Source organism: Desulfopila sp. IMCC35008 (genome assembly GCF_010646885.2).
Taxonomy (GTDB): domain Bacteria; phylum Desulfobacterota; class Desulfobulbia; order Desulfobulbales; family Desulfocapsaceae; genus Desulfopila.
Genome location: NZ_CP050700.1, coordinates 3014762 through 3026877, shown reverse-complemented (window position 1 = coordinate 3026877; position 12116 = coordinate 3014762). Strand labels below are relative to the sequence as shown.

The window sequence follows — 12116 nt, the reverse complement described above, 5'->3', positions numbered from 1 at the left end:
CAGTATTGCACACTCTTTTCCAGTGTCGCCAGGGACAGTTGAGGTCACGCCAATATGATAATTTATGCGGACATCTATAGTTGGGATGGGAAGAAAACAGACGATCAGGAACCAGTTGCCTGGTTTCCAGGTTCGTATCATCTGAAAATATTTGATGTCCGTGATAATGTATCGGGGGTGGAGCCTCTCAAGCCATATATCTGCATTTATGCTGAAACAGGTCTGGGAATGTCTATTTCAGCTAAACCTGAAAAGTTTGTAAAAAGAATCTGTAGCGACTTCAATCTTGAGATGGAGAAAGTGCTTTGGGTGGAGGAACTTGGAGCCTCTTCAGGTGAATTTGAGATTGTTGTGTTTACCCGCAGCGGCAAACTTGGGGAAGTCGTTCTCTACTCAATATCAAGACGGGCTCCCATGCCTGGTGAACTGAAAAGTATTGAAAAAGAACTGGCGGCGCTCGAAAAAACTGAGCACATGAGTTGAGTACATCTCGATATTTGATTTTCATGACCCGACAGGAAATAAAAGAAAGAATTGAAAAACTCGAAGAAGAGATCCTGGACGTGAAAGGCCGTATGCCTGCTCATTCAGTTAAACCGCACATCATGAGAGAACTATTTGAACGAGAAGATGAAAAAGCGGAACTTGAAGTCGAGTTGAAACGCTTATCCGGATAAAATCGTTCTATCCCCCAACTCTGGCTATTTAGCCCTGTTTTTACTCCAAACCCTCGGAATTATATCCAACATCTGGCATTTTTTTAACTGATCCTTATAATAGAAGATGATGTTGAGTCATTGATAGGGAAGATGAAGGTGTTCCAGATGGATCCGATTGCTCTATACGAAGTATTAACTCAAGTGGAGGAGTGAGTCATGACAAACGAACATTGTCCCGGTTTTGAAAGTAACAAGTCTCTTGCTGAAGTGAAATTGAAGTGCCCGGCCTGCGGTACCGAGTTTGGAATTTTTTCCGATGAAACGGAGAAAACCGCTAAATGCCCTGATTGCGGAGTCGCTGTTGATCCCAAAACAGCAAAGGCGTAATACGTGAACCTGATTATTCAGGTAGTTACTGATTGATACCCTGTACAGCCGTAATAATTTCTGGCTGGCAGGGTATTTTTTTGGGTGATTTTTTTTATTTCTATAGCAAATGGAGAGAAATGATGTCCGAGACGTTTCGTGGTTTCCAGGTTAATAAAACGGAAGATGGACAAAAGGTTGAACTGAAGGATTTGACCGATGACGATCTCATGGAAGGAGATGTAACAGTCCGTGTTGAGTATTCCGCTTTGAATTATAAGGATGGCCTGGCCATGACCGGTAAGGTTCCTGTGGTTCGGCGTTTTCCTCTCACACCGGGAATTGATTTTGCCGGTACGGTGACTGAGTCGACTCATGCATCGTTTTCCTCCGGAGATAAGGTTGTACTGAACGGGTTTGGTGTTGGCGAGGTGCATAGCGGCGGGTTTGCAGAAAAAGCGAGAGTTAGAGGTGACTGGTTGGTGGGTTTGCCTGAGGGGTTATCGACCTGGCATGCAATGGCAGTCGGTACTGCCGGCTACACTTCTATGCTCTGTGTTATGGCCCTGGAAAAACAAGGTATTACGCCGGATAGCGGTGATATCCTGGTCACAGGAGCTGCTGGTGGAGTGGGTTCGGTTGCAGTTCTCATTTTATCAAAGCTCGGCTACCGCGTGGTTGCACTCACAGGCAGGATGGCTGAAGCAGACTATCTGAAAGATCTTGGGGCGGCTGATGTTATAGAGAGGCAACCATACAGTGAGAAAGCGCGTCCTTTAGGTAAGGAGTTATGGGCGGGTGCTATCGATGTGGCTGGGGGGAATACTCTTGCAAACGTCATCAGCCAGATGAAATACGGAGCGGCCGTTGCAGCTTGCGGACTTGCTGAGTCGATGTCGTTGCCTACCTCGGTTGCGCCATTTATTTTAAGAGGCGTCACGTTATGTGGGGTCGACTCGGTTATGGCGTCACTCGCCAAGCGTGAAGAGGCATACAAACGGATCGTATCAGACCTGGATTTTGAAAGACTAGCTGGCCTTACCCGTGAGATAGGTTTGGAGGATGTGCCAGCAGAAGCTGCAGCTATCCTGGAAGGAAGGGTGCGTGGCCGCACCGTTGTAAAGGTTTAACAGCGCCGAAGGGGATACCGGATTACAAAATAAACTGTTCGCTGATCTCTACCCGGTTTCTGCCATTCTGTTTTGCTTGATACAGTGCTTTATCAGCCATGGCGATGAGATCGTCCGGTATGCCTTGTTTAAATGGAACAGTAGAGCTGACTCCAAAACTCATGGTCACGTAGGGTCCGACGATTGAGCCATTATGGGGGATGCGTAGTTCAACAATTCTCTTTCGCATCTCCTCGGCTTTTCCTACACCTCCCTCGATAGTTGTATTGGGAAGAAGGATAACAAATTCCTCTCCCCCGAATCGGGCAGCGAGATCGGCTGGTCTTTGGAGCGTTGAATCAAGAATGCTGGCAATGGTGATCAGGCAGGTGTCACCTTCCTGGTGACCATATAAGTCATTGTACTGCTTAAAATAGTCTATGTCTGAGATGATAAGTGTGAGGGGTTGATCTTCCCGCAACAGACGTTTCCATTCGCGTTGTAACCGAAGATCAAAACGTCGCCGGTTTGCTATCTGGGTGAGACCATCGATATTGGCAATTCGTTCCAACTCAAGGTTTGCTTTCTCAAGCGCAATTTCGGCCGTCTTTCGTTTTGAAATATCACGGCAGACAAGAAGAATTGTATTCTCCCCAATTTTGTTACCGCTTATTTCAAAAAACCTATAACTTCCTTCGGCTGTTCTCAGTTGTCGTTCAATGACAATGATGTGGCCTGCGATCATAAAAGGAATTTGTGATGGTTGATTCTTAAGATCGTCGGGATGGATAAGGTTGAGGATGTTCTGGCCTGGAAGAGCTGAGGGGGGCATACCCAATGAGTTTTCCATCTGCTGGTTTGATTCAAGTATGTGGCCGTCTGGGTCTATCACCATGATGCCCTCTGCGGCCTGGCTGAATACAGTTTTGTACTGCTCTTCACTTTTTTTCAGTGCCTTTTCATATTCTTTTCGTCCCCTTATTTCCCGTTCGAGCATCCTGTTTTTCTTTTCTATTTCCAATCGATAAGTGTGTCTGAAATATTCGAATGAATAGGTGATGACGGAGATAGAGATATAGGCGAGGTTGAACCTGATGGCAAAAGAGTTCGAGTAGGGATGAGGCAGGGGAAGACCAAAAGGGTTCCAGAATATCAATTGGCATAACAGTATGGTTATGGTGCACCAGATTGCTCCCTCTATTGTGCCGAGAAGAAAAAAAGCAGCCAGGGGGGCCGTAAAGACCCAGAGACTTTTAGAGCCCTCTTCGCCTCCGATATATACCAGAAAAATGACGAGTGCGAAAAACAGAAGAGAATTGAAGCGGAAAACTCCATTGCCGCTGATGCACTTATATAGCAAGAACCAACCGGTAAAAAGCCCTATGAAGCAAGTTACTATAACCGCCGCCAGGAAAAAGTTTTCTTTCATCAGGCTGCTAAAACCGAAAATGAGCATGATCGGCATACCGGCCATACAAAAAGCGGTATAATGGCGAAACCTGTTTTCTATCTCTTTATCCAGGAAGTTCTGATCTCGGTTGATGATCAGTCTGGTGAATATCCGGCCCGGGAGGTTCAGCATAGACTCTAAATTATGATATATCGATTGGGATTTATGGATGGCTATTCTAGTATTTGAGGTCCTTAGAAGGGGAAAGTCAATAAAAACTTGAAGAGAAGACCACTTGTTAAAAGCTGCCTTGTGAGATGAAATCGAGTCAAGTGATGAATCAAGGTATTTAAAGTAAAGTTTATGTTGAAAATCGTTGATGTTGTAGAGTTTTTTGGCTAATCTTTGAAGGAAATGGTGTGATATCCTGCACTCCAGGTAATGGCGGGAAGCTAGACCGGGTACTATTTGGAAACAAGGTTTCAACATTGGCTTGAAGGAAGACCTTGGCCACCCTTATAACTAACAGGAAACAGAGGGAGTAATAAAAAATGGCAGATAAGGCAGGTAAGGACGACGGAACAAAAGGTTTTACTATCCTTTACCAGATATTGTTCGGTATGTTGATAATATCCATTATCCCGCTTGGTGGTCTCTGGTATATCAGTATTGAGAAGGCCAGGGTGGATTGGGAAGAATCCATTTACAATTCCATGGTCAGGGATACCCAAAGTCTTGCAGGGAAAGTCGATGACTGGACTTCGATGAACCTGAGATTGTTAAAACAAAATGCGCAACTTCCCGGCATGCAATCCATGTCTTCCGATTCCCAGAACCCGATCCTTAAAGCAGTAGCGAACACCTATGAATGGGTCTACCTTGCCTTTACTGTAAGACCAGACGGTGAGAATGTTGGCCGCAGTGATGGAAAACCTTTAACATATTACGGAGACAGGCAATATTTCAAACAGGTCATGGGGGGGCGGGATATCGGCCAGCAACTCCTTATGGGTAAGACCTCCGGCAAACCCGCCTATATCCTCTCACATCCGGTTCATTCGTCGAGTAACAAACTGGGCGGAGTTCTGGCTATTGCAATGACTCTTGAGGAATTATCGGCAACCATAACAAAAACTAAAATTGGTTCTACAGGGTTTGCTATTCTGGTGGACGACCAGAACCGATTGGTAGCGCATGGGGAGGGTAAAGTTGCCAATGAACTCCAGGATATGTCGGAGCATCCTGTGCTCAAGTTCAGAGATAAAATTGTTCCGAGCAATTTTATTTTTGAAAATGAAGGCAGGCCGATAATTGGCTATAAATATAAGACCTTACTTGGCTGGACTATGATCGTTCAGCAGGATGTGTCTGAAGCCTTCAAAGCGGCAGATAGGGCCCGTCAATATGCGTTGACCTTACTTGGGCTGACCTTGGTTGTGGTTTTGGTTGTTGGCTATATTCTTGCGAACCGGCTTTCCAAACCTATTCGGAACCTTACGGCTATTGCAGATAGTATCAGTAAGGGTGAGCTTGGTGCCGAGATCAATGAAACCAGTCGAGGAGATGAGATCGGCGCCCTTGCACGGGCTATTGAACGAATGGGCGTGAGTTTACAAATGGCGTTTGACAGACTTCGGAAGAGAAGAGCATGAGCGAAGAAACCTATATACCGTTCAGGGACCTTGTCAATGAGTTGGAGCAGTTGTGTAGTGCACAAAAGACAGGTGTTTTTTTCATAGCTACCAAGGCGAACCGTTCCGCCCAGTTGATGATGGAAGACGGTAAGATTGTTTTCATCTACTTTTTTAATAAGAGGGGACGGGATGGTCTGAAATTGATGACGCAGATCAAGGCAGGGCGTTTTCGATTTCAGGAGGGCCCTATAAATGCCAAGCCAATGGATCTTCCCCCCACACCTGAGATTATTGATTTTCTCCGCTCGGCGGCTTCGGGCACGGAGGCGGAGGGAATAGCAGATACTGTCGAGGCACCATCTCTTAAGAAAACTGATGAACCGACAGCTTCAAGCGCCGGTGCTGGATTAACACCGGATCAAAAAGACAAACTTGAGGATCTGCTGGCCGTTTATATTGGTCCGATGGCAGCTATTATCTGTGAAGATCATCTCGACACGGCCCCGGATCTTAACACCGCCATTGAGGCATTGGCATCAGAAGTTCCTTCAGCGGATCAGGCTGCCAGTTTTAGAAATGAGGCCCAAAAAAAGCTAGGCTGATAGCCAATTCAGATGGGGGTGCCTATTGAGGCACTCCCATCTTTTTCAAAAGATCTTTCATCAACTCCTTTCCACTCTTTGTTAACAGCACATCAGGAGTCTCAACACATGCCAGTTCTTTTTCATTGGAGTCGCCTTTCAGTGATTCCTCCAGCCTGGCAAGAGTCCGTGAGTCGTGCAGGATAGCCTGCTCTGTATTTGCAGAAGGGATTGTATCTTTGCCCGCCTGTTCAAGCATGGCACAAACAGCATCTATCATCGGTTCACTGGCTTTGAGTCGTGTAAGTACCTCGTTGGCAAGTTCGATGGATGCTTGATAATCCTGCTTTGTTACGTCCTGTACGGAATCAGCCATTTCATGGATATAGGCGCTGCAGAGAAGAACCGCAGTGTTGCCGTCTTCGTCTTTGGAAAGTTGTTCTACATATCGTGCGACACGCACTACCTGAGCGATTCGCCTGAAATCTGTCTTGAAAAAGCGTTTTGCTTCGACTGCCACTTTATCTTTTAACAGACTTTCCTGGCCGGCCACGAACTCTTCCGGCAAGTCCCCAATGCACTGCTCCGCAAACTGGCAATATGCTGCGCAGCCGAAATCCATTTTGGGATTCACAAAACGATGTTGACAATGATTGCATTTGCGGGTGGTGTCGTCTTTATAAAACTCAACTGACTTTCCACATTTGGGGCAATCTACCTCATAGATTGCGTCATCTTTCCAATATTGTGAATCCTGTCCTGGGCATTGCATTCTATTCTCCTCCTGCAAATATTAGGTAGTATGAATAAAGAGTAATACCTCTTTAACGGATGTGCTTTGACTTGGGTCAATTCTGGACAGGTTATATTCAGAAAAAGGAAAAAGGCGACACCATATTAGCGGTATCGCCTTATTTTTCACGCAGAGGTTTTTCAGGGAAGTACTCTCAGGCCGGTACTTTCTCTGTCAAAATTTTCTCTACGGCGGTAACTGCGAGAGAATCGTCCGGCAGGTCAATAAGGGATTTTGCTTCCATATCGAACTCGAGCAGGGCGGGATCGTGGGGGATGGTACCAAGAATTGGCAGTCCAATCTCCTGCACTTCCTTCATAAATGCGTCTCCCAGTGTTTCCGGAGCGCGGGTCACAATAATTCCAATTTCTTTGACATCAAGCTTGAGGGAGCTGAGCATATCATTGATTCTGCGAACAGCTCGTAGTCCCCTGAGGGCGTAGTCGGTAACGAGGTAGAGCGTGTCAACCTTGCCTGAGGTTCGGCGACTGAGATGCTCCATCCCTGCTTCGTTGTCAACAACCAGATATTTATAGTTGGCTGATAACCGATCTGTAAAATTATTCAGGATATTGTTGACCATACAGTAACATCCCTGACCTTCCTGGCGTCCCATCACCAGCAGGTCGAAATCTTTTTGTTCGATCAGTGTCTGCTCAACAAGGGTCTCCAGGTAGTTAATCTTGTCCATTCCAGATGGTACACCTTGCGGATCCCGCATATAATTCTCACGAATATCACCAATAGTCGTGGGAACCTCGATACCCATGGTTTCGCCCAGATTACTGTTAGGGTCAGCATCAACTGCAAGTATTGGTGTCTTGCCACTCTTGGCAAGTTGACGAATGACAAGTGTTGCTACCGTGGTTTTACCAACACCACCCTTTCCTGCAAACGCAATAACTTTGCCCATATCTTCTCCATGTTCGTAATTAGCCGCAACCGGATATGCATTGCGGAAGGATATTAAAGGTATCCTGGTTTTTTATCACGTTAACATATAACCACTCTAGAATATTTTGAAAGAAAAAAGCCGCTTCAGCAGAACTGTAAGCGGCTTTGATGTGATGTTGGTGTGAGTACAGCTATCAGGCGGCTGCTTTGGTCTTTGCTTTTCTTCGTTTTTTCTTCTCTTCTACCGGAGGGCCAAGCAGGGATTGCAGGGACGATATATTCTCTTCGGCTATAGTCTGGTTGCTGGCTAAGCCGAGTTGATCGGGTGATATTCCGAGGCACAATCCTAAGAGCTGGGGCAACAGTAGCACGGGGAGACTGTTCATGTCAGGATTTTCACTCTTAATGTTGAGTTGCGCCGTATCAAACTGCAGATGGCAATATGAACAGATTGGAGTGATATAATCGGCGTTTGCCCCCACGGCACCATCTATTTTTTCCATGAGCAGCCTGTTGGAAAGCTCATCGTTGATACCGGCCAGTGCTGCTCCGCAACATTCCATCTTGCCTGGCCAGTCAAGGCTGTTGGCTCCGACAACCTGCATAAGGTTTTCGGTAATTTTAGGAACAAATGAGTCGTCGAAGCCCGTTACCTCACGGGGCCGCAGAAGATGACAGCCATGCAGTACAGAAATATTAAGTTCGGTGTATCTGTTGGTCAGCTTCTCTTTGATGGTATCGGTGCCTATATCATCATGCAGGACTGTGAGATAGTGTTTTACTGTACATTTCCCACTATAGTTAAGTCCCTCCTTGGCAAGGACTACATTCAATTCAGCGGCGAGTTCCGGGTTTTTGGTAAGGACGTTTTTTGCCTTCTGCAGACTCTGGAAACAGCAGTTGCAGATAACCATGATATCAAGGCCGGCTTGTTCTGCCACGGCAAGATTCCTGACTGAGGGGAGGATATACGCCTTCTCGTCTACATTGCGTACCGGGTATCCGCAACAGTTGAAGTCCCTCATCTCTTTTAGTTCGACTCCAAAGAGTGCCATTACGGCCTCAGTGGACTGTGCATATTGCTCAATTCTGGCTGGGATATTACAACCTTGGAAAAATGCGTATCTCATGAACGGTCTCCTGAATCGATCTTTTTCAGTGCTTCATTTTTCAGGCCATAAAAAATGTCGGTCAGTTCCACCTGGTTCGGACAATGTTCCTGGCAAAGATAGCAGGTCGAACAGCTCCAGATCATCTGGGAGCCCATAGCCAATTTTGAGTTGCCGATGCCAAGCATAAAAATGAGCTGATGGGGGAGTAAATCGAGTTTTGCAACTGGATCGTCGTAACTCCTGACAACAGGGCATATGTTGGTGCAGCGTTGACAGGAGTAGCAACTCTGGTAACTGACATTGGCAAGTTTTTTCTCCGTAGCCAGACTTATAGGCTGGACAATGTCGGTGAGTTTCTGGAAGGTCTTTTTAAAAAGATCTTCGACGGCTTTCAGTGCAGCGAGGTGGTTGTTGCCATTATATCTTGCCAGGGCCAACGGAAAGGAGAAGTGGCTGAGCAACGCTTTTTCAGGTGAACCACCTTCGAGAAGGGCATACCTGGATTGAATGAATATTTCACGTAAGTTTATGCCGGATGGGCAGATGTCGGTACACCTGTCGCAACTGGTACATACGTAAAGTCCTTCCTGAAGTTTCTTTCTGGTTGCCGGGCCGATCTGCTCACCGGCGGCGATATTTTTCAGAAACTGGATCTTCTCAGAAGGCAGAATGAAATCGTTGTTGAAAGACTCATAAAACATGGAGGATGAGCATTCTACTGAGCATGAACCACAATGGGTACATGCCGAAAGTCCTACCATCTGCCGGTTGAGTGCATTAAGGGTCTCATCGCTCTCTTTCCCCATGATTGATCGAATAAAGAGGTTGATCGGGGCAGCGATGATATGAAACATCTTGGAGAACGGCAGCCAGGCGAGAAGAGTCAGGCAAAAGCCTATGTGCAGCAGCCAGAAGAAGCCTAGTGCGCCTCTGTCGCCAATCACCCCGGAAACGATCCTGGTTACAGGGCGTAACGTAAAGCTGGCAAAGGCAGAACCGTTTGCGGTATGACATTCTATACAGCTCATGGAGTTGGCTTCCCGTCCAAGTTCAACCATCTCAGCAGCAACAGGGGTCTTAACATTTGGAGATACAAGACCGTTCGCCGCGACCCAGTATGATTCGAGTTGGACGAGTTCTTCATCCTCGAATGCACCGTATTCGTCTACCATTTCCATAAATACGGAGTATGAGGTGATCCGGGTACCTTCATAGAGCATACCAGAGAGAGCGACGCCTCCAACGAGGATCAGGGCGATCCAGTCGCTGGGGTAACTCTTAAGTCTTTTGGAAGAGAACAGGATACGGCGATAAACAGCCAGCCCAACTCCTACCAGAACCATCAGCCCGAAGAGGTTACGGAGAAAGAGATATGGGTTCAAGGTCGGCATGTAATCAGAGAAAATTTTCTCACTGAAAATTGATTCCATGCCGTGCATAAGGAGAAGGGAGATAAATCCGAAAAAGATCAAGGTGTGTGCGGTCCAGCGAAGCGAGGATTTATCGAACACCCGTTGCTGGAATAACAAATCTTTAAAAAAGGAGCTGATGATGGTCAGGAGCTTATTGCTTAAAAGGGTAGAGATCACACCTTTAAAAGCAGCGGATGCTCTTTCTCCAGGCGGTGCCGGTTGCGCAGATGGGAATATTGTCTGGGTAAACCATCCCTTACAGCGGATAAACACACCTGCCAGACAGATAAGTACAGACAAGACCAGAAGTACATTGAAAGTCATAATGATTCTCTCTACTCTCTAATTAATGGATTTGCCAGACTGCTGTTTCTTTGATTGTGGACGAACGATCGAAATGCGATCGACTGTAGAACTTACCTCCTTCCTGCTTTACTGGTGATGGAATATATTTTTCTCAATATCCCCTCAATTCAACCTACATTTATAACTGGTATTGTCTATTTAATCCACAACTCTCATAAATTTTTTTTATTATTTGTTTATGCAAAAATTGCGTTTTAAGGAGAGGAAAACCTTATCGTCCTGATTTTATTTTGAATCAACCTATTGATACGAAATGGAATTCGTCAGTTACAGGTTCTTCCGGTAATTCAAGGAGGATGGTTGTACCTTCTGGTCCGGTCTTTTTTATGGAAATATTGCCGTCATTTTCCTGCATTATGCCATAGGCCATGCTCAAACCAAGACCTGTCCCCTTACCAAGAGGCTTGGTGGTAAAAAACGGTTCGAATACTTTCAACTGGTCTTCGGCGGAAATCCCGGTGCCGGTGTCGCTGATTTCTATAAATGCACGATTTGTTTTCGTATTCCTGTACGTTGTCAGTGTTAGAGTGCCGGTTCCGTCCATGGCGTCAAAGGCGTTCATCAACAGGTTGATAATGACCTGGCAGAGCTGATTCTTATCCGCAAAGACCAGGATCTGGTGTTCATCAAAATTTTTGATGACTTCCACGTTCATGAATAGTTTCTGGTCACGGATCAGACCGAGACTCTCGTTGACCAGGTTATTAAGGTAGAAAACGGCGCGTGAAGGGCTTTGCTGGCGACTATAGGCGAGCAGGTTTTTCACTATTTCGGTACATCGTCCTGTGTCTTCCAAAATATATTTGAGGTTTTCAGCCAGGGGGTGTTCGGGATCAAGTTGTTCGCTGAGCATGGAGCCGTACATCAGGATGGAGGTGAGGGGATTATTGATCTCATGGGCAACACCTGCAGCCAGCCGACCGATTGAGGCCAGTTTTTCCGATTGAACAAGCTGAACCTCAGCGTCTTCCAGTTTTTTTGCAAAGGCTTGTTTTTCGCGCAGATCATTGAAGATAGCTGCGGTAGCTGCCTCTTTATTGCCTTCATAGATAATGGCAGCCGTCATTTCAACAGGCACCTGTTCACCGGCAGAGGTAACGATAGTGAATTTGCTGTTTGGCAACTTACCTCTTTCGCCAATATTTTCGTCGCGAAGCAGCCGCATGATCTCCCTGGCCACTCCAGGTGGGTAAAAGTCCTCTATATTTATGTGGTTGGCATCGAAAATGGTGTAACCAAACAGTTTTTCGGCTGCTTCATTCATCAGTATGATATTGCCCTTTCTGTCAGCAGCTATGATGCCACTCACTGAACTTTGCACGACCTTATCAATCAGTTCGCGCATCTCACTGTACTTCTTCTCCAGCTTTTTTACCTTGGTGATATCACGGATACTCTCGATTACGTACTCAACACTGTTGTCTTTGCCTATAATCGGAGAAAAAACTCGTTCTTCCCAGACAGTCTTACCTTCCTCGTTTGTTCGCTGGACCTGTATGGAATGCGGTTTACCGGTGGAAAGGGCTGTATGGTGAGGGCACCGTTCAGAGTCACATTCCTTGATATGAAAATTTATAAAGCCGAGTTCCTCATCCTGGCAGGAGCGACCAATAATCATCTCCTTGCTGGTCCCGAAACGTTTAAGAAAAACAGTGTTTGCAGCGATGACTTTTCTTTCGCGGCTGAGAACGAGTGTCGGGAATGAAAGTGAATCGAATACCCGGATTCGCCAGTCTATCTGGTCAATTAAGGACTGTTCCATATCATCTGTTGTAGAGTGAGTAAATCACTGGTTGCATA

12 protein-coding genes are annotated in these 12116 nt (G+C 46.1%); 6 read left to right on the top strand and 6 right to left on the bottom strand.

Translation table 11 applies throughout. The annotated features are described in order from the left end of the window. The first annotated feature begins 54 nt into the window (after positions 1-54). The 4 genes from GA520_RS13320 to GA520_RS13305 all read left to right on the top strand — a co-directional run bounded on the left by GA520_RS13320 (position 55) and on the right by GA520_RS13305 (position 2155). On the top strand, positions 55-483 hold the full coding sequence (locus GA520_RS13320; protein ID WP_163338419.1) for a hypothetical protein: 429 nt from the start codon (positions 55-57) through the stop codon (positions 481-483). A gap of 23 nt (positions 484-506) precedes the next feature. Then, a complete protein-coding gene (locus GA520_RS13315; protein WP_163338420.1) occupies positions 507-677 on the top strand; it encodes a histidine kinase in 171 nt (56 codons plus the stop codon). A 198-nt stretch (positions 678-875) separates the two neighbouring features. Beyond that, complete coding sequence (locus tag GA520_RS13310; RefSeq protein ID WP_163338421.1) at positions 876-1046, top strand: hydrogenase maturation nickel metallochaperone HypA; 171 nt, start codon at positions 876-878, stop codon at positions 1044-1046. A 122-nt stretch (positions 1047-1168) separates the two neighbouring features. Beyond that, the gene (locus tag GA520_RS13305) at positions 1169-2155 is read left to right on the top strand and encodes an MDR family oxidoreductase (protein WP_163338474.1); all 987 of its coding nucleotides are present in this window, start codon (positions 1169-1171) and stop codon (positions 2153-2155) included. A 22-nt stretch (positions 2156-2177) separates the two neighbouring features. On the opposite strand, the gene GA520_RS13300 is transcribed toward GA520_RS13305, so the two are convergent. After that, a complete protein-coding gene (locus GA520_RS13300; protein ID WP_163338422.1) occupies positions 2178-3716 on the bottom strand; it encodes a sensor domain-containing diguanylate cyclase in 1539 nt (512 codons plus the stop codon). 359 nt (positions 3717-4075) lie between these two features. Here GA520_RS13300 and GA520_RS13295 point away from each other — a divergent pair, with 359 nt between their 5' ends. Then, positions 4076-5176 (top strand): cache and HAMP domain-containing protein, encoded by a 1101-nt coding sequence (locus tag GA520_RS13295; protein WP_163338423.1) that lies wholly within the window; start codon positions 4076-4078, stop codon positions 5174-5176. Continuing rightward, positions 5173-5760 (top strand): DUF4388 domain-containing protein, encoded by a 588-nt coding sequence (locus tag GA520_RS13290; protein ID WP_163338424.1) that lies wholly within the window; start codon positions 5173-5175, stop codon positions 5758-5760. Before GA520_RS13295 ends, GA520_RS13290 begins: the two co-directional genes overlap by 4 nt. Positions 5761-5782: 22 nt before the next feature. Here GA520_RS13290 and GA520_RS13285 read toward each other — a convergent pair whose 3' ends face one another. The 5 genes from GA520_RS13285 to GA520_RS13265 all read right to left on the bottom strand — a co-directional run bounded on the left by GA520_RS13285 (position 5783) and on the right by GA520_RS13265 (position 12078). Further along, a complete protein-coding gene (locus tag GA520_RS13285; RefSeq protein ID WP_163338425.1) occupies positions 5783-6511 on the bottom strand; it encodes a phosphohydrolase in 729 nt (242 codons plus the stop codon). Between the two features lie 175 nt (positions 6512-6686). Beyond that, complete coding sequence (locus GA520_RS13280; protein WP_163338426.1) at positions 6687-7445, bottom strand: AAA family ATPase; 759 nt, start codon at positions 7443-7445, stop codon at positions 6687-6689. A gap of 175 nt (positions 7446-7620) precedes the next feature. Then, the gene (locus GA520_RS13275; RefSeq protein WP_163338427.1) at positions 7621-8556 is read right to left on the bottom strand and encodes a CoB--CoM heterodisulfide reductase iron-sulfur subunit B family protein; all 936 of its coding nucleotides are present in this window, start codon (positions 8554-8556) and stop codon (positions 7621-7623) included. Continuing rightward, entirely contained in the window at positions 8553-10274 is a 1722-nt protein-coding gene (locus GA520_RS13270; protein WP_163338428.1) for a 4Fe-4S dicluster domain-containing protein, read from the bottom strand. The genes GA520_RS13275 and GA520_RS13270 overlap by 4 nt, the downstream gene beginning before the upstream one ends. Positions 10275-10551: 277 nt before the next feature. Next, positions 10552-12078 (bottom strand): PAS domain S-box protein, encoded by a 1527-nt coding sequence (locus GA520_RS13265; RefSeq protein ID WP_163338429.1) that lies wholly within the window; start codon positions 12076-12078, stop codon positions 10552-10554. Positions 12079-12116 lie beyond the last annotated feature (38 nt).